General features: G+C 33.7%; 23 protein-coding genes. 15 read left to right on the top strand and 8 right to left on the bottom strand.

Translation table 11 applies throughout. The features are described 5' to 3' along the window. Positions 1-87: 87 nt before the first annotated feature. From ACFOWA_RS04005 to ACFOWA_RS03975, 7 genes are all read left to right on the top strand, one after another. A complete protein-coding gene (locus ACFOWA_RS04005) occupies positions 88-1,299 on the top strand; it encodes an IscS subfamily cysteine desulfurase (RefSeq protein ID WP_378982016.1) in 1,212 nt (403 codons plus the stop codon). Between the two features lie 119 nt (positions 1,300-1,418). After that, entirely contained in the window at positions 1,419-1,832 is a 414-nt protein-coding gene (gene iscU, locus ACFOWA_RS04000) for a Fe-S cluster assembly scaffold IscU (protein WP_123204004.1), read from the top strand. Between the two features lie 90 nt (positions 1,833-1,922). Beyond that, entirely contained in the window at positions 1,923-2,249 is a 327-nt protein-coding gene (locus ACFOWA_RS03995) for a HesB/IscA family protein (RefSeq protein WP_123204005.1), read from the top strand. 193 nt (positions 2,250-2,442) lie between these two features. Beyond that, positions 2,443-4,359: an AMP-dependent synthetase/ligase gene (locus tag ACFOWA_RS03990; RefSeq protein ID WP_378982014.1), complete on the top strand. Its 1,917-nt coding sequence runs from the start codon at positions 2,443-2,445 to the stop codon at positions 4,357-4,359. A gap of 135 nt (positions 4,360-4,494) precedes the next feature. Continuing rightward, the gene (locus ACFOWA_RS03985; protein ID WP_378982012.1) at positions 4,495-4,953 is read left to right on the top strand and encodes a MaoC family dehydratase; all 459 of its coding nucleotides are present in this window, start codon (positions 4,495-4,497) and stop codon (positions 4,951-4,953) included. Positions 4,954-5,094: 141 nt separating this feature from the next. Continuing rightward, positions 5,095-6,804: a lysine--tRNA ligase gene (lysS, locus tag ACFOWA_RS03980; protein WP_378982010.1), complete on the top strand. Its 1,710-nt coding sequence runs from the start codon at positions 5,095-5,097 to the stop codon at positions 6,802-6,804. Positions 6,805-6,928: 124 nt separating this feature from the next. Then, positions 6,929-7,141, top strand: coding sequence for a hypothetical protein (locus tag ACFOWA_RS03975; protein ID WP_378982008.1), 213 nt, complete (start codon positions 6,929-6,931; stop codon positions 7,139-7,141). Positions 7,142-7,242: 101 nt separating this feature from the next. Here ACFOWA_RS03975 and ACFOWA_RS03970 read toward each other — a convergent pair whose 3' ends face one another. After that, positions 7,243-7,797 (bottom strand): pyridoxamine 5'-phosphate oxidase family protein, encoded by a 555-nt coding sequence (locus ACFOWA_RS03970; protein ID WP_378982006.1) that lies wholly within the window; start codon positions 7,795-7,797, stop codon positions 7,243-7,245. A 390-nt stretch (positions 7,798-8,187) separates the two neighbouring features. Continuing rightward, entirely contained in the window at positions 8,188-8,727 is a 540-nt protein-coding gene (locus tag ACFOWA_RS03965) for a DUF2892 domain-containing protein (RefSeq protein ID WP_378982004.1), read from the bottom strand. A gap of 114 nt (positions 8,728-8,841) precedes the next feature. Here ACFOWA_RS03965 and ACFOWA_RS03960 point away from each other — a divergent pair, with 114 nt between their 5' ends. Beyond that, the gene (locus ACFOWA_RS03960; RefSeq protein WP_378982002.1) at positions 8,842-9,360 is read left to right on the top strand and encodes a thioredoxin family protein; all 519 of its coding nucleotides are present in this window, start codon (positions 8,842-8,844) and stop codon (positions 9,358-9,360) included. Positions 9,361-9,438: 78 nt separating this feature from the next. Next, a complete protein-coding gene (ung, locus tag ACFOWA_RS03955) occupies positions 9,439-10,116 on the top strand; it encodes a uracil-DNA glycosylase (protein WP_378982000.1) in 678 nt (225 codons plus the stop codon). A 54-nt stretch (positions 10,117-10,170) separates the two neighbouring features. On the opposite strand, the gene ACFOWA_RS03950 is transcribed toward ung, so the two are convergent. Next, complete coding sequence (locus ACFOWA_RS03950; protein WP_187072447.1) at positions 10,171-10,641, bottom strand: Lrp/AsnC family transcriptional regulator; 471 nt, start codon at positions 10,639-10,641, stop codon at positions 10,171-10,173. A 126-nt stretch (positions 10,642-10,767) separates the two neighbouring features. Between ACFOWA_RS03950 and ACFOWA_RS03945 the strand changes: the two genes are divergently transcribed. Together ACFOWA_RS03945 and ACFOWA_RS03940 are read left to right on the top strand one after the other, a co-directional pair. Then, positions 10,768-11,430: a metal-dependent transcriptional regulator gene (locus ACFOWA_RS03945; protein WP_378981998.1), complete on the top strand. Its 663-nt coding sequence runs from the start codon at positions 10,768-10,770 to the stop codon at positions 11,428-11,430. After that, a complete protein-coding gene (locus tag ACFOWA_RS03940; RefSeq protein ID WP_378981996.1) occupies positions 11,417-13,279 on the top strand; it encodes an Nramp family divalent metal transporter in 1,863 nt (620 codons plus the stop codon). Before ACFOWA_RS03945 ends, ACFOWA_RS03940 begins: the two co-directional genes overlap by 14 nt. On the opposite strand, the gene ACFOWA_RS03935 is transcribed toward ACFOWA_RS03940, so the two are convergent. Further along, complete coding sequence (locus ACFOWA_RS03935) at positions 13,269-13,745, bottom strand: TlpA family protein disulfide reductase (protein WP_378981994.1); 477 nt, start codon at positions 13,743-13,745, stop codon at positions 13,269-13,271. The two genes, ACFOWA_RS03940 and ACFOWA_RS03935, sit on opposite strands and share 11 nt — an antisense overlap. A 208-nt stretch (positions 13,746-13,953) precedes the next feature. On the opposite strand from ACFOWA_RS03935, the gene smpB reads away from it, so the two are divergent. Continuing rightward, on the top strand, positions 13,954-14,403 hold the full coding sequence (gene smpB / locus ACFOWA_RS03930; RefSeq protein WP_378981992.1) for an SsrA-binding protein SmpB: 450 nt from the start codon (positions 13,954-13,956) through the stop codon (positions 14,401-14,403). A 116-nt stretch (positions 14,404-14,519) separates the two neighbouring features. Here the strand turns inward: smpB and ACFOWA_RS03925 are convergent, their stop codons facing one another. After that, entirely contained in the window at positions 14,520-15,176 is a 657-nt protein-coding gene (locus ACFOWA_RS03925) for a protein-L-isoaspartate(D-aspartate) O-methyltransferase (RefSeq protein ID WP_378981990.1), read from the bottom strand. A gap of 189 nt (positions 15,177-15,365) precedes the next feature. Between ACFOWA_RS03925 and ACFOWA_RS03920 the strand changes: the two genes are divergently transcribed. After that, positions 15,366-16,052, top strand: coding sequence for a hypothetical protein (locus ACFOWA_RS03920; RefSeq protein ID WP_378981988.1), 687 nt, complete (start codon positions 15,366-15,368; stop codon positions 16,050-16,052). Here the strand turns inward: ACFOWA_RS03920 and priA are convergent. After that, positions 16,049-18,529, bottom strand: coding sequence for a replication restart helicase PriA (gene priA, locus ACFOWA_RS03915; RefSeq protein ID WP_378981986.1), 2,481 nt, complete (start codon positions 18,527-18,529; stop codon positions 16,049-16,051). The genes ACFOWA_RS03920 and priA overlap by 4 nt on opposite strands. Beyond that, positions 18,529-18,915, bottom strand: coding sequence for a DUF423 domain-containing protein (locus tag ACFOWA_RS03910; protein WP_378981984.1), 387 nt, complete (start codon positions 18,913-18,915; stop codon positions 18,529-18,531). The genes priA and ACFOWA_RS03910 overlap by 1 nt, the downstream gene beginning before the upstream one ends. Before the next feature lie 91 nt (positions 18,916-19,006). On the opposite strand from ACFOWA_RS03910, the gene ACFOWA_RS03905 reads away from it, so the two are divergent. Together ACFOWA_RS03905 and ACFOWA_RS03900 are read left to right on the top strand one after the other, a co-directional pair. Further along, positions 19,007-20,575 carry a hypothetical protein gene (locus tag ACFOWA_RS03905; protein WP_378981982.1) on the top strand — a complete coding sequence of 523 codons (1,569 nt, stop codon included), beginning with the start codon at positions 19,007-19,009 and terminating at the stop codon, positions 20,573-20,575. A gap of 38 nt (positions 20,576-20,613) precedes the next feature. Further along, positions 20,614-22,023, top strand: a complete 1,410-nt coding sequence (locus ACFOWA_RS03900) for a DUF5723 family protein (RefSeq protein ID WP_378981980.1) — start codon at positions 20,614-20,616, stop codon at positions 22,021-22,023. A 5-nt stretch (positions 22,024-22,028) separates the two neighbouring features. Here ACFOWA_RS03900 and tsaB read toward each other — a convergent pair whose 3' ends face one another. Continuing rightward, complete coding sequence (gene tsaB, locus ACFOWA_RS03895; protein ID WP_378981978.1) at positions 22,029-22,715, bottom strand: tRNA (adenosine(37)-N6)-threonylcarbamoyltransferase complex dimerization subunit type 1 TsaB; 687 nt, start codon at positions 22,713-22,715, stop codon at positions 22,029-22,031. Positions 22,716-22,830: the final 115 nt, after the last annotated feature.

Genomic DNA, 22,830 nt, shown 5'->3' with positions numbered 1-22,830 from the left:
CATGTTTTCCCTATACCGTCATAGCTATTAATTATAATTGTTAAATAAGTTTTTTCGTATCTTTGTGTTACAAATAACAGAACTGAAATGAAACAGCCGATATATTTAGATAATAACGCAACTACACCTCTTGATCCAAGAGTTTTAGAAGCTATGCTACCATACTTTACCGAGAAATTTGGAAATGCTGCAAGCCGTAATCACGCTTTTGGTTGGGTAGCAGAAGAGGGAGTAGATTATGCTCGTGAACAAGTAGCCAAATTAATCGGCTGTACTGAAAAAGAAATTATTTTTACATCAGGAGCTACAGAGGCTGATAACCTTGGTATTAAAGGTGTTTTTGAAATGTATAAAGAAAAAGGTAACCACATTATTACTGCGGTTACTGAGCATAAAGCTGTTTTAGATACTTGTAAGCATTTAGAAAAACAAGGTGCAAGAGTTACCTATTTAGGTGTGAAAGATGATGGTTTGATAGATTTACTTGAACTTGAAGCTGCAATGACACCTGAAACCATTTTAGTTTCTATTATGTATGGCAACAATGAAATTGGTGTAATTCAACCTGTTAGAGAAATTGCTGCAATTGCACATAGATTTGGTGCTTTGTTTATGACTGATGCAACGCAAGCAGTTGGAAAGATACCTGTAGACGTAATTGCAGACGGTATAGATTTAATGGCTTTTACAGCGCACAAAATGTATGGACCAAAAGGTGTTGGTGCACTTTATGTTCGTAGAAAAAACCCAAGAGTTAAAGTAACTTCTCAAATGGATGGTGGTGGCCACGAGCGTGGAATGCGTTCTGGTACTTTAAACGTTCCTGGTATTGTTGGTTTAGGTAAAGCATGCGAACTATGTCGCCTAGAAATGGAAAGCGAGTCTATTCGTTTATCAGGTTTGCGTGATAGATTAGAATCTACATTAAGCCAATTAGAAGAAAGCTATGTTAACGGAAATACGCAATATCGTTTACCACATGTTGCAAACATATCATTTAAATATGTTGAGGGTGAAGGTTTAATGATGGCGATGAGTGATTTAGCGGTTTCCTCTGGCTCTGCTTGTACCTCAGCATCATTAGAACCATCTTACGTATTAAAAAGCTTAGGTTTATCTGATGATTTAGCACACTCTTCCATCCGTTATGGTTTAGGAAGATTTACTACTGAAGATGATATAGACCAAGCGATCGCAATTACTCAAAAAGCTGTACTTCATTTAAGAGAACTTTCTCCGCTTTGGGAAATGTTTAAAGAAGGCATCGATTTAAGTAAAATTGAATGGGCAGAACACTAATTTAAACTACGATTGTAGATTAACGAATTACGATTCGAAAATCTCAATCAAACAATAATAAAATTTAATAATTTACGGCAGATGAAAATCTGAAACCGTAAATCTAAAATCAAAATATCATGGCATATTCAGAAAAAGTAATTGACCATTACAATAACCCACGTAACGTAGGTACATTAAATAAAGAAAGTAAATTTGTAGGAACTGGCTTAGTTGGTGCACCTGAGTGTGGCGATGTAATGCGTTTACAAATTGAAGTTGGCGCAGATAACGTAATTACAGATGCTAAATTTAAAACATTTGGTTGCGGTTCTGCAATTGCTTCTTCATCTTTAGCTACAGAATGGTTAAAAGGTAAAACAATTGATGAAGCTTTAACAATCGATAATATGGATATTGTTGAAGAGTTAGCATTACCTCCAGTAAAAATTCACTGCTCTGTGTTAGCAGAGGATGCAATTAAATCGGCCATTAACGATTATCGCGTTAAAAATGGTTTAGAAGCAATTGTTTTAGAAAAATCACATCACTAGGAAAATTTAGATTTAGATTGACGATTGTATATTTGCATTTTGCAGGCTAATCGTAAATCTAAAATCGTAAATCTAAAATCGTAAATAAACATGATTACTATAACCGATAAAGCAAAAGAAAAAATCGACCATTTGATGCAGGATTCTGAAATGGGTTCTGATTACTTTTTACGCGTTTCTGTAAAAGGCGGTGGTTGTTCTGGTTTATCATATAATTTAGATTTTGATAACGAATCTAAAACTGGTGACCAGTTTTTTGAAGATAGAGGAATTAAAATCGCATTAGATATGAAATCTTTCCTTTACCTAGCAGGAACTGAATTGGATTTTACTGATGGATTAAATGGAAAAGGTTTCAACTTTATAAATCCCAATGCTAGCCGTACTTGTGGTTGTGGCGAAAGTTTTTCAGTATAATTAGTCACTTAATAAATTATATATAAGAAGATTCCACCAAGGGAATCTTCTTTTTTTTTACCCGATTTTTGAATCAAGCTACCATCAAAATGAGATTAAATTCTTAAAACCTGCAAGAGAAACTTCAATTTGCATTTTTTAATCAAAAAGCGTTATTATTGCTAATTGTAACGAGCAAACCAAATTGTAAGCAATGCCAATAATTAACGAGTTTTCAACTGTACCTACATTATTAAGAAATGTGGTAAAAACCATTCATGAGCCACAACAAACCTTTTTAATTCATAAACAGGGTGCAGAATGGGCAGAAATATCTTTTGAAGATACTTTAAAGAGAGCTGATGCGGTTTCAGCATATTTTTTAGAGAAAGGAATAAAAAAAGGCGACCGCTTAGGTTTAATGATAGAAAATTCGCCAGAATATGTTTATTACGATCAAGGAATTCAGCAAATTGGAGTTATAAACGTTTCTATTTTCCCTACACTATCAGAGCAAGAAGTTGCATATATCATTAACGATTCTGGGATTAAGGGCATTTTGATTGGTAATAATTTTCTATATCGAAAAGTGCTTAAAGTAGCCGGAAGATGCAAAGAACTTAAATACATTATTCCTGCTTTTAAAGATTTTGAAAAGGTTACAATTCCTGAGGATGTAAATCTAGAAGTAATTGCATTCTCGGATATTCTTGCTCTTAAACACCAAATTAGCGCTGCTGAAAAAGCAGAAATTGAACAATGCAGAAATGCTGTATTGCCAAGCGATGTTTCATCTTTAATTTATACTTCAGGAACTACTGGAACGCCAAAAGGTGTTATGCTTACGCATTATAACTTTGTTAAAAATGTTGAGGTTTGTTTAGAACAAATTCCTGTAATTGATAAAACTGAAACCTTTTTATCCTTTTTACCACTTTCACACGTATTCGAGCGCACGGCAACCTATCATGTATGTTGTGCACAAGGTTGTAAAATAGCTTTTGCGCAAAGTTTAGAGCTTTTGGCTAAAAACATGGGCGAAGTTCGACCTACAATTATGAGCTGCGTACCCCGATTGCTGGAACGAATTCATGATAAAGCCATAAAATCTGGTACAGTTGGTGGTGGCACTAAAGCCAAAATATTTACCTGGGCTTTAGAAACTGGAAATAAATATCGTTTATCTAAAGAGGCTGGCGAAAACCCTGGAATAGTTTTAACTGCAAAAAAAGCTATTGCCGAGAAACTGGTGTTCAGTAAGATTAAAGAAAAAACCGGCGGACGACTGAAATTTATGATTTCGGGCGGAGCAGCATTACCAAAAAATGTTGGTGAATTTTTTGGCGATTTAGGCATTAAAATTTTGGAAGGTTTTGGCTTAACAGAAACCTCACCTGTTATGGCAGTTACAGAATACCACAGACAGGTTTACGGCACAGTTGGACGCGTTATACCTGGTATTGAAATTGGTATCCAGGAAGTTGAATCGAAGGAAATTATTAACATACAAACACACGACACTTTTAACGAAGATTTTGAATGTGCTGAAGGCGAAGTAATTGTAAGAGGTCATTGCGTTATGAAAGGTTATTTTAATAAGCCTGCAGAAACTGCCGAAGCAATAGATTCGGCTATGTGGTTTCATACAGGCGATATTGGTCGATTTTATAAGGGCAATCTTCAAATAACCGATCGTTTAAAAAATATGATAGTTAATGCCTATGGCAAAAACGTTTATCCAACTCCGGTAGAAAACATTTATCTAAAAAGTCCGAAGATTGAACAGTTGTTTTTAATTGGCGATAAACGCGAATTTATTACAGCTATCATCATCCCAAACAGAGAAACTTTAGAAGAAACTTTTAAATTAAAACCTTCGTTTTTCGAAGAAAAAGATCCTTTTATTCAGAATAAAGATATAATTGAATGGATGGAGCAGGACATTAAAAAGATTTCTAACGAATTGGCCAAGTTTGAACGAATTAAAAATTTTAAAATTAAACGAAACCCTTTCAATATTGACGAAGGAGAAATTACACCGACCATGAAGGTTAAACGTAGAATTGTTGAAAAGAAGTATGCTGATGCAATTGATCAAATGTATGAAGAAGGCGTAGAAGCTGAAAACTAATAAACTATAAAACACTCTAATAAAATTTTAGGTTCATACATTCACTCAATATAATTAACAGCGATTCATTCACAACACAGTATAAATAATTTAATGTTTTAATTAAAGCTCAGAAATGGGAATCAATGCAATTTTATGGTTATAATTAACAGTTTCGAAGAGTATAAATCATATTTGGGTTGCGCAATAGGTTCATCTAATTGGCACAGAATAGATCAGGAGCAAATCAATAAATTTGCTGAGGCAACACTTGATTTTCAGTGGATACACACCGACCCGGTAGCGGCTAAAGAAAACAGTCCTTTTGGTGGAACTATCGCTCATGGTTATTTAACATTATCGCTCATTCCATATCTTTGGAAACAAATTGCCGACATTCAAAACGTAAAAATGGAGGTAAATTATGGCATTGAGTCTTTTAAGTTTAACAAGCCAGTATTGGTAAATGATGAAGTTCAGTTAAGGGCTAAACTTATTGCAATATCTGATTTGAGAGGAATTACCAAAGTAGTTATCGAGGCTAATTTAGATATTAAAGGACAAACAAAAACCGCTTATACCGGCAATGTTATTTTCCTTTATCATTTCAAATAATTGGTGCTTACATATTTTTTATTGGTCTTGTTTATGAAAGCGAATGATAAAATCCAACTAAAAGGGCAATTATTACCTTAATACGGCAAATAACTTTTGTTAAACATCTTGTAATGCATACTTTTGCAAAAAATACCTGAAATGAGTATAGGATTATCAGAACAAGAAATATTACGACGTGAGTCGCTAAAACAACTACGAGAATTAGGCATTAACCCTTATCCGGCAGAATCTTATGAAATTAATGTAAGCGCTGCCGATATTTTAGCAAACTACGAAAAGGATAAATCTGCTTATAAAACCGTTAGCTTGGCTGGTCGAATTATGAGTAGGAATATCATGGGTGCAGCATCTTTTGCAGAACTTCAGGATTCTTCAGGTCGTATTCAAATTTATTTAAAAAGAGATGAACTTTGTCCTGATGAGGATAAAACGCTATACAATACTGTTTTTAAAAAGCTTTTAGATATTGGCGATTTCATCGGGGTAAAAGGATACGTTTTTACTACACAAACAGGTGAAATTTCTGTTCACGTAACAGGTTTCACAGTTCTATCAAAATCGTTAAAGCCATTACCAATTGTTAAGCGAGATGATGAAGGAAATGTTTATGATGGATTTACAAATCCGGAGTTACGTTACAGAATGCGTTACGTTGATTTAACAGTGAATCCAGATTTCAAACAGATTTTCATCAAACGCAGCAAGGTTATTAACTCAATGCGTAATTATTTTGATGAACAGGGTTGGATGGAAGTTGAAACACCTATTTTACAACCAATTCATGGTGGTGCAGCTGCTCGTCCTTTCGCAACACACCATAATACTTTAGATATGCCTCTTTATTTGCGAATTGCAAATGAATTGTACTTAAAAAGATTAATTGTTGCTGGTTTTGATGGCGTTTATGAGTTCGGCAAAATGTTCCGTAATGAAGGAATGGACCGTACACATAACCCTGAATATACTTCAATGGAAATTTATGTAGCCTATAAAGATTATATCTGGATGATGGCTATGGTTGAAGAATGTTTAGAAAAAGTAGCTATTGCAACAAACGGATCTCCGTTGGTTACTGTTGGAGCAAATCAGATAAATTTTCAAGGTCCGTACGAGAAATTAACCATGTACGAATCGATACAAAAATACACCGGAATTGATGTTTCGGCAATGAATGAAGAAGAACTGATTCAAACCTGTAAAGAGTTAGGCATTGAGACTGATTCTACAATGGGTCGTGGTAAATTGGTTGATGAAATATTTAGCGAGAAGGTTGAAGCCAATTTAATTCAACCAACTTTTATAACTGATTATCCGATTGAAATGACTCCGCTTGCTAAGAAACACCGCTCGGTAGAAGGATTGGTTGAGCGGTTTGAAATATTTGTTAATGGTAAGGAAATTGGAAATGCATACTCAGAATTAAATGACCCAATTGACCAAAAAGAGCGTTTTGAAGACCAACTGAAACTGGCAGACCGCGGAGATGTAGAAGCGATGGCAATGGATGATGATTTTGTTCGTGCTTTAGAATACGGAATGCCGCCAACATCGGGTTTAGGCTTTGGTATTGATAGGATTGTTATGCTTATGACCAATCAAAGTACCATTCAAGAAGTTTTATTCTTTCCGCAAATGCGTCCAGAGAAGAAGAAAATTGAATTAACACCCGAAGAAGCTGAATTATTCGCATTGGTAAAAGAAGGGGAAAATTTTCTTTTAGCTGATGTTAAAGCAAAACTAGCAGACTGGAGTAATAAAAAATGGGATGTTACCTTAAAAGCTTTAACCGGTAAAGGAATTCTGAAAGTTAGTAAAACTGAAGAAGGATTGTTTTTATCACATAAATAATTGTTAATTATAGATGTCAACTCATAATTAACGTAAACATAACATAAACTTAAAAGGCTTGCTAACAATTATTTAGCAAGCCTTTTCTATATTTACAGCAATCGACAATTAAAATCATTACTGTATGAATACTTCAAGTTTAGAAATTACCGAAAGAGAATACTGCATTAAACTAAGTAAAGACGCTTTCGATTTATCGTTAGTTCACCAACTAATTAAACGGATACAAGCAGAAGCTTTCTTTTTTAAAAGAGCTGAAGCCGAAGAAGGTGATATTTTGAGTAAAAGAAATCATAGAGAAGAGCTGGAAGGATTTGATTATTTAGGTGATAAATAAGGGCAATAGCCCCATATTTATAACCTAATATTAATTAAACTAATTTCCAAACCTTAGCCTTAGCCTTAGCCTTAATCTCAGCCTCAGCCTCATTCATCACCCTAGTCAATATCTAAAGTACCTTCTACGGAATCATCCATTGTTTTTCCAGTTATAACAGACGCTGCAATTTTTAAGAAAGCCACAGCGGTTCCATGCTTCGTATCCCAATAATAACCTTCAGATGGGATAACCTTTATTAATGTAATATTAGGATCATCTTTCCCACCCTGAAACCAGGTTTTAATAAATGGACTCCAAAGCTCATCAATTTTGGCCTGATCCCTAATAATTTCTGATATACCATAAATATTAACAAAACCTGAGTGTGCTCCTGCCTGAAACAAAAGATGAGTGAAAGGATCTGAAGCAATTTCCTCGTTTTTGTTGCTGTCTTTCATACTCATAAACCAAATGTTACCCTCATCATCAACTTGTTGAATAGCCATTGGCCTAACCGACATTGGTACACCAGTTTTAATACTAGTACAAAAGAAGCAACTTTCAGCTTTACCAGCTAAATCACGTAGTTTTTCTACAGCTTCTTTTCCGCCTAAATCTTTAATATTATTTTCTTCCTGAGTATTGTTAGTACTTCCTTCTTGTGATGTTGCCATAAGTGTAATTTTTATATACACTACAATTGTAAATTTGATTTGGTTTTGAAGATTTAGAAAAGCACATTCCGAATAAGAGTAAAGGTTAATCCTGCTATCGCTAATATCTTTTTGTTATCGTTGGTACAGGTTGGGTTAATTTTCTTCACCAAAAAGTATAATCGCTCTATCAGGTTTATAAACTTGAGTCCCTGCTATAAACTCAAAGCATTATGTCCATGCATCTGGGCGAATTACCGTAAATTTTAAACCCGATGGCAATGGCATCCTTTTGTTTTTCACAAAAGACAGAATGTACAGCCGGTGTAACACATCTATGAAATGCTACATTTCATTTTCAAAAAAAAAGCCAAATCAATTAAGAAATGGCTTTAAGATTTTTGATAAAGATTACCTGTATCTAACCTGTTGTTGCTTATCCATCATACTCATCTGGTCTTTCATTTGTTTAATCTGGTCGGCAAGTAATTTATTTTTATCTGCTTTTTTAGCTTCGGCAAGATACATTGTTGCTTCACGCTTATTACGTTTCGCCATTGCAATACCTGCTAAACTTAATTTAGCCAGTGCAATATTATGTTCCATTTGCATACCTAAACTTAATGCAGTTTTAAAATACTTCTCTGATTTTAAAGGTGCTGTTCTACTTTCAATTAAACCAACCAGAAGATTATAATAACCGTGTTGCACTTTAATTAATTGTTTTTGATAATCAGTAATTCTATCTAAATACATCTTGGCTTTAGGCATATTATCTTTTCTAAGAAACCACTGTGCAAGTAACATATTTTCGTTAAAAAAGTAAGTTACCAATACAATTAGCCCTAATAGTATAGCTACAATACCCCAAGGCCAAAAACCGAAAATAAACAAAGCTACAGCGCCACCCAATAATGCAAACCCAGCAATTAATCTTATAATATTTGGCATAAATTTTATTCTAAATATTTTTTTTTTTTGCAAATATCGCTTTTAAATAACAGAAATTAGATTTTAAAACGATAATTTCATTAAAAATTTCGAGGTAAAAACTAAACCATCAATATGAAATATCTATTATCTATAACCCTAATTATCCTAGCCATGAATGTTTCTGCACAAGAACTGAATAAAAAAATTCACGATGCTGCTCATAATAAAGAGATTCTAATTAACAATTGTACAAGAGATGGCGTTGTTACTTTCCCAGAGTTTAAAGAAATGTACGACCCATTATATGCTGCATACATACCAGATGCTGCTACGATGATTGAGCTAAAAAAATTAATAAAGAAGGAACAAGTGAAGATTGTGTTTGGAACCTGGTGTGGTGATAGTAAAGTAAATGTTCCTAACTTTTTTAAAGTTTTAGATGCTTTACATTTTAAAGAAAAAAATGTTAGCATTATTGCTGTCGATGGCCATAAGAAAGCAGAGAATGGACTTATAGATGGCTTAGATATTCAAAGAGTGCCAACTTTTATTGTATATGATAAAAAAGGTAGGGAAATGGGTAGAATTGTTGAACACCCTAAAACCACACTTGAAGGCGATTTATTAGCAATATTTAAAAAGAAGTCTTAAAACTTTCATATACTAAATTGGTTGTATTTGTAAATCATTAATTGAATTACACAATTCACTTTTTAATATTAAAATAATATGTCTGCTGCATTAGAGCCTGGTTGGTTAGCCGTTTTAGAAGAAGAATTTGATAAAGATTACATGAAAAACCTTAAAGCCTTTCTAACCGAAGAAAAGCAAAAAGGGCACCAGGTTTTTCCGAAAGGCAGCGATATTTTTAATGCTTTAAATACAACTCCATTTGATAAAGTCAAGGTTGTTATACTTGGTCAAGATCCTTATCATGGAATTAACCAAGCCCACGGACTTTCATTTTCAGTGCAAAAAGGAATAACAGTTCCGCCCTCATTAAAAAATATTTATAAGGAGCTTGAAACGGATATAGAAGGTTTTAAAACACCACAGCATGGCAATTTAATGCATTGGGCAGAACAAGGTGTCTTGCTTTTAAATGCCACATTAACCGTTCGTGCTTCAGAAGCTGGTTCTCATCAAAATAGAGGCTGGGAAATATTTACTGATGAAATTATTAAAGCTTTATCGCAAAAGCGTGAGCATTTAATATTTCTATTGTGGGGGAAATACGCTCAACAAAAAACTGCATTAATTGATGATAAGAAGCACTATGTTTTAACCGCTGCCCATCCATCTCCATTTTCTGCTTATAATGGCTTTTTTGGTTCAAGGCATTTTTCAAAGGCAAATCAATTGTTGGTGCAAAATAATTTAACACCGATTGATTGGACAATTAAGTAAACTTATTACCACCTTAGACACCTGCGAACATTTAATTTAGGTTTGTAAATTATACTAATACTCCAAAGGCACAATAGGTTCCTTTTTAGTGGTAGACATTATCATCATTGTTTGAAAAGTTTTAACTACAGATATTTTACTAATTTTATCCATAATTAACCGCTCGTAAGCTTTAATATCCTTAACATAAACCTTCAATAGAAAATCTGCTTGTCCGGTAACGTGGTGGCATTCGGTGATTTCTTTAATTTGGTTTACCTCATCCAAAAAGATTTGAATGGTATTGTTTTTATGAAAATCGAGCTGAATTTGAATGAAGGTTTTAATACCTAAGCCTAACTTTTCTTCATCAACTAATGCATGGTAACTTTTAATAAATCCTGCCATTTCCAATTTACGAACGCGTTCTAAAGTTGGAGCTGGAGATAAACCTATTTCCTGAGATAGTAAAAGATTGGTAATTCTGCCATTCTCTTGTAAGATTCTTAAAATTTTAAAATCAATTTTGTCTAATTCAGATGCCATATAAATTCAAAGGTATTGAGAACACAAACATAACCAAATTATATTCTAAAATTTAACATAATTTATCATATATATTTTAAAAAATAATTTTTAGATTTACCTAAAAATAATATTAGATAAATATAAATGCAAAGTTTTACCGAAGAAAATTATCTTAAAGTTATCTATCATCTGGCCGAGCAAACAAACAATGTTCAAACCAATGCAATTGCAGAGCAAATACAAACAAAACCAGCTTCTGTAACGGATATGATTAAGAAACTTGCTGAAAAAGGCTTGGTAGATTACGTTAAATATCAAGGTGTAACCCTTACAGATAAAGGGCGACATGCCGCGATTGATATTGTGCGAAAGCATAGACTTTGGGAAGTTTTTTTAGTAGAAAAACTTAATTTTAAATGGGATGAAGTGCATGATGTTGCAGAAGAACTGGAACACATAAAATCTGTTCATTTGATTGAACGGTTAGATGAATTTTTAGGTTTTCCGAAGGCAGATCCACACGGCGACCCTATTCCCGATAAAAATGGAAGGTTTGCAAAAACACAATTCATCAAGCTTATAGAATTAAAAATTGGCGATAGCGGAACTATTACAGGCGTTAGTCAACACAGTTCTGCGTTTTTAAAACACTTAGAAAAGCTTGGTTTAACACTAGGCAAACAAATCAAAATATCTGATGTTACGGATTTCGATGGTTCGGTAGAAATCCTAATCGAAGAAAAACAAATCAACATAAGCAGAGAAGTTGCAAAACACATTTTAATAAGCAATAATGGCAAAAACTGAGTCGTTAAGTGAAGTTCATCAGAGTGTAAATACCGATAAAAGAAAAGGCTGGCGTCGAATTTTATCATTTATCGGACCAGCATATTTAATCAGCGTTGGTTATATGGACCCTGGAAATTGGGCCACAGATTTAGCTGGTGGAAGTAAATTTGGGTACCAGCTAATTTGGGTATTATTAATGTCCAACCTTATTGCTTTGCTTTTACAATCGCTAAGTGCCAGGCTCGGTATTGTACGAGGATTGGATTTAGCTCAAGCATCCAAACATGCATACCCAAAGTGGGTAAATATTCCATTATTCGGCTTGGCGCAAACAGCCATTGTAGCCTGTGATTTAGCAGAGATTATTGGAATGGCTATCGGTTTACAACTTCTTTTCGGCCTGCCGTTAATCTGGGGCATTTCAATTACCATATTCGATACCATATTATTGCTATTTCTCTTAAACAGAGGAATGAGAGCTATGGAAGGCTTTATCGTTTCAATGGTGTTTATCGTCGGGATTTCTTTTCTGGTTGAGATGTTTATCGTAGAACCATCACTTAAAGAAGTTGTTAAAGGTTTTGAACCTTCACTTTTAAGCGGCGATGCATTGTATATTGCCATCGGTATTATAGGTGCAACGGTGATGCCGCATAATCTTTACCTCCATTCATCGTTGGTTCAAACCCGTAAAATAGAACGAACAAACAAAGGCATAAAAGAAGCCATTAAATTTAATTTCATAGATACGGCTGTAGCACTAAATTTGGCGTTTTTTGTAAATGCGGCCATTTTGATTTTGGCTGCAGCGGCATTTTTTAGGAATGGTTTACACGAGGTAGCAGAAATTCAAGATGCCCATAAATTACTATCAAACATTTTTGGAAATGTAGCCCCAACGCTATTTGCTATTGCTTTAATCGCGGCAGGACAAAGTTCTACCGTAACGGGAACACTCGCCGGACAAATTATTATGGAAGGACATATCAACTTGCGCATTCAGCCCTGGTTAAGAAGATTAATAACAAGATTATTGGCCATTATACCTGCGTTTTTTACGATTCTGTATTACGGTGATGGAGCTTTAGGCAGCTTGTTGGTATTAAGCCAGGTTGTTTTGAGCTTACAATTGGGTTTTGCTGTAATTCCACTCATCCATTTCACATCAGATAAGAAGCTGATGAAAGATTTTGCCATTAAACCATGGATAAAAGTCCTGGCTTGGGGAAGTGCACTGCTTATTATTGCTTTAAATGTTAAGTTGGTTATAGAAGAAATTTCTGGCTGGGCTAAAGATGCGAACACCTGGTGGATTTATGTATTTGTTTTTCCGGCAGTTGTGTTGGTTGTATTGCTTTTATTGTATGTATTTTTTCATCCCTTGCTAAATAAAGGTAATCTTCAAAGGCAAATGGTGCCACACGGAAATGCGCTCGATATCGGAAAAATTGATAAGATTAGTTACGCTAGAATAGGTATCGCCGTTGATTTTTCGACCAATGATAGAAACACCATAAGACATGCACTAATACAAGGTGGGAAAGATGCGCATTATTACTTAATTCATGTGGTAGAAACCGCCGCAGCACGCTATCACGGTGATATTGTGATGGATCATGAAACGCAAAGCGATGCTGATAACCTTGAAAAATATAAAATTAACTTAGCTGATTTAGGTTATGATGCTACAGTTTATATTGGATTTGGTGGTACAGCAAAAGCAATTGCAGATATCAGCAATAAAAATAAATTTGAGCTTTTAGTTATGGGCGCTCATGGACATAAAGGACTTAAAGATTTAATCTTTGGCACCACAGTAGATTCTGTAAGGCATAAAGTTAATATCCCAGTTTTGATTATCCGATAGCTTTTAAAACCTTTTTGATTCCTCCATCTCCATAAGCGTAAACCAATAATTTTCCGGCAGGAGAATAAAGATAAATGGCTGGATATTGTGATGGTAAAAAAGTTGGAATAAAGGTTCGGTTTTTATCTTGAAGCACCGTAACATTTGGTTTTAAATTTAAACCTGGCGCAAAAGAGCCGAAAAACTTTTGGATAGAAATCGATTCATCGAGCGTTACCATTAAAATTGTAACATTTTTTAATTTAGAATAAGCTAAATTAAGCTCTTTAGCCTCTCTTTGGCAGTGTTCGCAGGTACAATCGAACAGAATAAAAAGTGTTTTTTTTGATGTATTTATATTAACGTTAGAGTATGGTTTTCCATCCAATTTAAAGAATTTAAATTGAGGTAAATAAGTTGGTTGTTGTGCATTTGCCGAAAAAGCAAAAAATATAATCAAAACTAAAAGCAGGTTTCTAAACTTCATAACGAATAAAATAAATTCAAACTTAATTTTTTAATTTGATAACAAAGCAAAATACAGATTAGGTTTTACAAAAAATGAACATTTAGATTTTGCAGCCAAGTTTGTATAAAATGATAATATTCATGCATTTTTTAAGATATTTGCAACCCCAACTATTTTTGGTTGAACGATAGGCAAGAACTGATTTGCCTTTATACAAATACAGATTTTGAAAAACGATATTAATATAAAAAACAAAAGAGCTTACTTCGATTATAATTTAATTGATAAATATGTTGCAGGTATAGCACTTTTAGGAACAGAAATAAAAGCCATTAGACAAGGTAAGGCAAACATGACAGATGCATTTTGCATGTTTATTGGTGGAAATTTGTATGTTAGAAATCTTCATATTTCTGAGTATAGCCACAGTTCTTTTTTTCGTCATGATATTAAAAGAGACCGTGCTTTGCTACTCCAAAAAAGAGAGATTAAGAAACTGAAAGCGAAAGGTGAAGAAAAAGGTTATACAATTGTACCGTTAAGAATTTTTGTAAATGAGCGTGGCTTTGCTAAAATAGAAATCGCATTGGCTCAAGGAAAAAAAGAATTTGATAAACGTGATAGTTTGAAAGATAAAGATGTAAAGCGAGAAATGGATAGAGCAATGAAAAGATAGTTTAGAGATAAATTTTCGATTTATTAGTGTTGATATTTAAATAAACAATCACCAAATAAAAATCAACAAACTAAATAACCAACAACCAAAAAACTAAATAGCCAATAACGAAAAAACTACCAAGCTTGGTCGCCAACTAATGGCACAAACCTGAAAGTATCCAATACAATTTTCTCGTAATCATTTTCGCTAACCCTAATTACGGTTACCATTTTTTGGGTACGCTCATCTCCTACCGGGATTACTAAAATGCCACCCACTTTTAGTTGCTTTAATAAAATTTCTGGTACTAATGGTGCTCCTGCTGTAACTATAATTTTATCATAAGGTGCGTGTTCAGCTATTCCTTTTGAACCATCGCCGCAAAAAAAAGTTGGCTTGTAACCCATTCCCGGTAAAACCTGTATGGTACGATTAAAGATATTCTCTTGTCTTTCTATGGTGAACACTTTGGCGCCCAATTCCATCAAAATACAAGTTTGATAGCCAGAACCGGTTCCAATTTCTAAAACCTTATCACCTTTTTTGATATGTACCAATTCGCTTTGATAAGCTACAGTATAAGGTTGAGATATGGTTTGCCCATCTCCAATCGGAAAAGCAATATCTTTATAAGCCTGGTTCCAAAAAGTTTCATCAAAAAAGAAGTGGCGTGGAACTTTACCTATAGCTTTGAGTACATTTTCATCTTCAATACCACGAGATTTTAGCAGTTCTACTAACTTCTTTCTCGCTCCCCTTTCCCGGTAATTATCAACAAATTTGTAGGCCATGAAGTTTCAAAAGTAGTGTATTTATGCTTTTATACAAGGTAAAAAATTTATTCTGAATGTAGGTTACAGGTAATCAAAACTAATTTTTTTTTAGCGTGTTAGCACAATAAATATTATTTGTTCGTTATTAAGAATTATTTCTACTTTTGAAAACTGATTATATTAATGAAATTATCTATCTCCTCTTAAATGAAAAAAAGACTACTTAGCATACTTATTCTATGCACCGCCATTACCACTACCATATTTGCACAAACAAGCGCCGATTATAATTATTCTTTTGCTGTGAGAGGCTTTAGCATGATGCAACTGCCCAAAATATTAAACCAAACTAATACGCAGGATTATACCAAGATGGTTGGAAATGGCGCAATGCTAAAATTTAACGATAACCAGATAAGCTATAGAATAAGTGGAAATTACTATAGAGATACTGATGTTCAATTTCAAAACACTTGCGAAACATGCGAAATTGCTAAGGGAAAAGTTACTGATTATTCATTTAAAATAGGTTTTGAAAAAAACTTTAATTATTCGAGAGTTCAACCTTATTTTGCTTTTGACATTGGATATCGCTCTAACAGATTCACTGGAACCTTGGCTCCAGCTAATTCTATGGTTCCTACCACAAGTCAATCTGCCGATGCTAGCAAAAACGGATTGGTAATGACTCCATCTTTAGGACTTAAGATTAACATTATTCCAAACCTTGCAATATTTGCCGAAAGCAGTTTAGATTTTAATTACTCTTACGAAAAGCAAGATATTACACAACCAAACCTTGCTGGTAGAACGATAAACACCTATAATAAATGGGAGTTTTTGTTAAATCCAGTATCTGCGGGAATCCAGTTTAACTTTAATAGTAAAAACTAATACGGGTCAACATCGATTTGAATTATCACACTTTTAAATTCTTTCATTGCATTAAATTCGGTAAGGGTTTCTCTTAAAACAGATTTAACTTTATTAATTGCTGTGTGTTTATCAGCTTTAATTATTATTTGTTTTATGTATAGATTCCTTACTCTGCTAACCAACGGTTGTTCAGGACCTAAAACTCGTTGTCCGAATTTTGCTTTTAACGTTTGAGCTAAGAAAAAAGCTGCATTTTCTAAAACTGTGGCATCTTTATGCTTTACGGCAATAAATATCATCCTTGAAAACGGCGGATACAGAAACTTTTCACGTTCTGCAATCTCATCATTATACATCCCAAGGTAATCATTGTCAACAACCTGCTTTATAATTCGGTTATCAGCATCATAAGTTTGAATGCATACATTTCCTTGGTCTGCCCGCCTACCTGCCCTACCGGCAACCTGAGCTAATAATTGATAGCTTCGTTCATAAGCTCTAAAATCTGGGTAGCCCAATAAAGTATCAGCATTGATTACGCCAATTAAACTTAAATTATCAAAATCTAAACCCTTGGCAACCATCTGTGTACCAATTAAAATATCGGTTTTTTTATCCTGGAAATCGGTTAAAATTTGCTGCAACCCATTTTTAGTTCTGGTGGTATCCATATCCAAACGGGCAATAGTAACCTCCGGATAAAGCAATCTCAATTCTTCTTCAATACGCTCTGTACCAAAGCCCTTTTGCTCTACATGTACTGAACCGCAAGCCGGACAAAGATTAACGCTGCTTTGTTGGAAACCGCAGTAATGACAATGTAGCTTCCCGCTACTTTTATGATAGGTTAAACTAACATCGCAATTTACGCACTTGGGTGTGTAACCGCATGTAGCACAAATTAAAATAGTAGCATAACCTCTGCGGTTTTGGAACAGAACAATTTGCTCCTTCTTACTTAGAGCTAAATCAATGTCTTTTATCAAAACACTTGAAAAATAGGAAACCATTGTTTTTCTTTTGGTTTCTTCTGAAATGCTAACAACTTGTTGATTTGGCAATTGAACGCCACCAAAACGTTCTTTCATCTCTACCAAACCATATTTACCCGTTAACGCATTATGATAACTTTCTAGCGATGGCGTAGCAGAACCTAAAATAACTTTTGCTTTATGTAAATGCGCCAGATATATGGCCGAATCTCTTGCTTGGTACCTTGGCGCCGGGTCATATTGCTTGTATGATGGTTCATGCTCTTCATCAATAACAATTAATTTTAAATTCTGAAAAGGTAAAAATACTGCCGATCGAGCACCCAATACAACTTTAAACGCACCATGCTTTACCTTATTCCAAATTTCTACCCTTTCGCTGTTATTAAATTTTGAATGATAAACACCGATTGAATTACCAAAATACTTTTTAATCCTTTCTACAATTTGTGTAGTTAATGCAATCTCAGGTAATAAAAATAAAACCTGCCCATCGCCTGTATTTATAATTTCTTCGATAAGTTTAATGTAAACCTGGGTTTTACCCGAGGCGGTTACACCATGAAGTAAAACCACATCTTTTTCTTTAAAAGCGGTATTAATTTGATTAAGTGCTTTCTGCTGACCATCATTAAGGATGAAATTTACACTAAAATCATCATCGTGAGCGGCTAATCGACTAACCGGGCGTTTAAAAATTGTAAAAATATCCTTATCGGTTAATGCTTTTAAAGCTGCTGAGCCACAGTTACTCTCTTCTAGGAGCTGTTCCTTCGAAATTGGCAAACCTACTTTATTCAGTTTTAAGTAAGCCAAAAGTGCATCTAATTGTTTTGGTGCTCTATCTAAAATTGCAAAAAGTTGTTTTAGATTTTCTTCTTCGTTGTAAAATTCATTTAAAACTATGAATGATTTTAACAGCGGCTTATATTTTTGGATAACTTCTTCAGCAACGAGGATGAGTTCCTTATCTAACAAATGATTAATAATCGGATAAACGGTTTTTTGCCCCAATAACTTTGAAACATCATTAATGGTTAGCTTTTGTTGCTTTTTTAGAGTAGTTATAATAATTGCTTCTTTCTCAGTTAGCTCTACGCTATCATCATAATTATCTCGCAGAATAAGGATGGTTTCGCTTGCTAATTTTAAGCTTGCGGGTAAGGCTGCAGCCATAACATCGCCTTCGTTGCACATGTAATAATCCATCATCCACTTCCAAAACATAAGTTGGGTTTCGGTAACTGATGGTGCAGAGTCAATTACATCAAGAATGTATTTTGCTTCATAAACGGTTGGCGGTACAGTTGTGATATTGCTAATTAAAGCGGTATAAATTTTATGCTTCCCGAACTGAACAACAACTCTTTTACCAATTTCAATCTGATTATTGAGTTCGAAAGGCACACGGTAAGTGTAGTTTTTCGCCAAAGATAATGGCAAAATAACTTCTACAAAAAGTGTTTCTCTTTCTGTAAAAATATCCAATTCAAATCCATTCATTATTTATCTTTAACAGCAGCGAAAAATAGCATTATCCAGCCCAATACAAAAAGCAAACCTCCAATTGGGGTAATCGGACCGATAACATCAACAAATCCAATATTTAAAATACTTCTTGTTGCCAGCAGATACAACGATCCTGAGAAAAGCACAATGCCGAAGGTGAAACAAAAATAAGCTAAATTGATTAATTTATTTCGATAGCGGGCAAAAGTAGAAAGGTAAAGTAATGCTAGTGTGTGGTAAAACTGATAATTAACGCCTTTTTGCCAAATTTCTAATGATGGAGCATCGACTAAAGATTTCAAGCCGTGAGAACCGAATGCACCTAATAGAACAGCAACGGCACCAAAGAAAGAAGCAGTAAGAATTATACGTTTGTTCATAAAGTTTAGCTTGAAACAATCGCTAAATTAATAAATTGGGCAAGAACTTAGTACAAATGGATGTAATAATTTAAATTTGTTGCACAAACAGATGAGAAAAATCTTAATTCTAATAATTGCATTGACTGCAGGCGTTGCATTTCTAACTTACCTGTACTTTTCTAAATTAAATAATGAGAACAATGCAAAAGATTTAGCACTACAATCCGCTACAAATAATGCTGCAATTATTTTCGCTTTTCAAAATGACAAGAGTTTTTACCAAATAATTGAAGGTCAGGGGTTATTGCAGCAGGTTTTAGGTGCAAATAAAACATCGTTTTTAAAAAATTTAAAGGAAAGCGTTGTTAACAATAATGCCTTAAATGGTTTTATTACAGATGAGAAAGTCTATCTAAGCATTTTACCTGATGAGCAAAAAGAGCTAAATTTTTTAATAACCACACAAATTTTAGAAGACAAAAATTTTAAACAATTAAACCAACTACTTCAAAAGCAGACCGCTTTAACAACCATTAAAAAAGACGTTTACAAACTTAAGTTTAACGATAGCTTGTCTATTTTTATTGGCTTTCAAAATCAGGTGCTTACCGCTTCAACTTCATTAAAACTTATAGATGACGCTGCTGTAAGGTTAACCGATAACCCATTTACAGAATATATCAATAGAAATAATCTGTTAAATAAAAACGTATTGGCGCATTTATACATCAATTTCAATCATGCACCACAAGCATTAAAATATATAATAGCAGGCAGTTTAAATGGAGAAATTTCTTTTCTTAACAAACAAAACAGTTTTGCATCGCTAACTTATAATTTTAGTGAAGAGAAAATTTTATTTAGTGGCACTACAGAGTTGGTAGCTACAGAAAATTATTTGAAAATTTTCGAAAATGATGCCGCTCAAAATATCAGCATTACAAACTTATTGCCCGATAATACAGCAAATTATAGCCTTTTTTCTTTTAGTGATTATAAACTTTGGAACAAAAAACTTAGCAACTGGCAAAGCTTAATAAAGGAGACAAAAAAAGTTGATGCCACAATAAATGCTGTTAGAAACAATTACAGGGTTGATTTAAAAGCTGTCTTTTTGCCTTATGTAAAAAATCAGTTTATCAGCTTCCAGTTAAGTACAACAGAAAAATTAGGAGCAATTTCCTTATCGAATGGAGAAAAAGTGAAGCAATTGCTGTTAGATGTAAGCGCAGATTATAGCGATGAAATTAAAATTTTTAAATCTCCAGATATCTTATTTAGTTTCTTTGGCGAGCCATTTAAAAAATTTAACCGACCTTATTATACTATTATTGATAATAATTTAGTTTTTGCTAATAATGCTAGTACAATTCAATCATTTTTAAATAGCTATAAAAACAATAAGTTGCTAATACAGCTATCTGACTATCAAGATGCTTTGAATCAACTTTCGACAACATCAAATATTAGTTATTACATTAACACTAAAAATTCGGCTGATATTTTTCGAAGGAACATTAACCTAGCATATTACAAACATTTAAGGGCAGATAGTGGCTTAAAAAGCTTTGATACTTTTTATTATCAAATGAGTGCTGATAACAACAAATTTATTACTAACATGCTCCTAAACAAATATTTAAAACCACAAATACCAGATTCAATAAGCAATCGTTAATACAACAGCCAATAAACTCAAGCCAAAATACACTATTAATGAAGAAACTTCTACTTGCTATCATCATCCTTTTATCATTCAAAACCGGTTTTGCACAGCAATACGCTTTGTTTGGAACGAAAACTATGTTTGATGCCTTTGAAAATCCATCACAGAAATCTTTCACATTAGATTCTTCCAGGAAATTTTCATCGAACTTTTTCTTGCCATACTTTGGTGTTAACGGAGCTAATAAAGGAAGCGCCGAATCTGTTATCCGCAGGTTAATGGTTGACGGTGTTAATGACACAAGGGATTTACCTATTGGAACAGGTGAGATAAATCATTTTTATCAAAACAGTAATATTTATGTGCTTACCTTAAGACTTTTTCATTCTTATAAATACCAGAAAGAAATGGGTTTTGCATGGCAAATTAGGTCAGATTCTCAAATTGATTACACCAACGAATCGCTTGCTATATTTGATTCTTACAACAGATTTCCTGAACAAACACCATTAAATAATATTTTTAATACCAAAGGTTATCAGCAATCTTACCATCAATTTAGTTTTACCTACAGAGAAAATTTTAATAAGAGATTAGCTTTTGGAGTTAAGGCAAGTGTATTGAGTGGAATAGTTTACAACGATTTAAATATTTCGGATTCGTATTTATTTGTAGATCGCTCAAATAACTCCTTAGACTTACGCTTGGCAGGAACTTATTCTAGTAATTTTAACGATCAAAATAAGATTAACAGAAATACTGTTATTCCTAATTTTAAAAACCCCGGTGCATCTGTTGGCTTCAGTACAAATTACACTACTAAAAAAGGATTGTTTTTAATGGCTAACATTAAAGATTTGGGTTTTATTTGGTGGAGAAATAATACAACTAAGACCACTGTGAATGCTACAAGAACGATTGACGACATTATTTCCAATCAAGGCAATACCAATCGCCAGATAAGAGATATTTTTGAATCGTCAGAACAGCCGAAAAAATTTTTAGCCGCTACCAATGCCAAAGCTGATGTTTACCTATCAAAAAGTTTTGATTTTTATAAACCTGCGATAGCTATTTCCAAAAACTTATTTTACAAAGGTGGCGATATAGCATTTATAAACACTTTTAAATACAATGATTTTTCTGGAAGTGTAACGCCATTATATAATCTGAATAATATATTTATGGTTGGTTTACAGGGGAAATATCAAACGCCAAATTTTGAGCTATTTATGGGTACAGATAATTTAATTTCATCTGCGAATTTGGCAAGAGCAATACTACAAAATGATTATACCATAGGCAGCGGACCAAATGGAGCATCGTTTTACATGGGTGTTGGAATTAAATTTGGAAACGTTGTTAACCACCCACAATTTAGCGATGTAATGCCTGGAATTAATGATAATGAAGGTGGTAGTTTTTTTAGAAACCTGTTCTCGTTATTTAAAAGGAAATAAATAAGTTATACTTTTTTCTTTGGCTGTGTAAGTACGAAATCCTTTAAGTAAAAAGGTTCAAAATATGCTACATCTTCAAAAGCAGAAATTTTAAAAGCATCTTCGGCAAGGGTAGAAAGGTTACTTGCAGAGTTATAATTTTCATAATTAAATGCAGCGTTAGGGTTTGTTAAAACTTCTGCACACTTCGCCGCTCCATCACCAATAAAAGTTATTTTCTGCTCAGCAAGCAGATTTGCAAAACTTAAATCATCAATAATTTTAGCAGTTGTTGGTTCTACAATTTGCAATTCTGAATCAAAAACTGCAGTATACACTTCCATTCTTCTCGCATCAATCATTGGGCAAACCAAGCCTTTATAATCAGGGTGCTGATTTAAAAAACCTGCAGCCATCATCGTTAGAGTTTCAATGGCAATTAATGGTTTATCTAAGGCATAACACAATCCTTTAGCCGTAGAAACACCTATCCTAAGGCCTGTATAAGAACCAGGACCTTTACTTATCGCTATTGCATCTAAATCTTTAAAGACATATCCTGATGTTTTTAAAACTTCTTCGATAAACAAGGTTAAGTTACTAGCATGCAGATTCTGCCCGTTTTCTTCTTTTGTAAAAACCGTTTTTCCGTTAACTGATAAAGCGACTGAACAAACAGCTGTTGCCGTTTCTAACTGAAGTATTATTGCCATTTTATTTGAGCTATAGGTTTAAGGTTTAGAATTTGTTCTGATGGAAGGTTTAATGTATTGAAAATTTATTTTCATTTTTTTTATTTTGTAATTTGGTAACCAGCCCAGTAATTCG

The organism is Pedobacter lithocola (genome assembly GCF_042650845.1).
GTDB classification, from domain to species: Bacteria; Bacteroidota; Bacteroidia; order Sphingobacteriales; family Sphingobacteriaceae; genus Pedobacter; species Pedobacter lithocola.
This window is presented reverse-complemented; position numbering and strand designations above follow the sequence as displayed.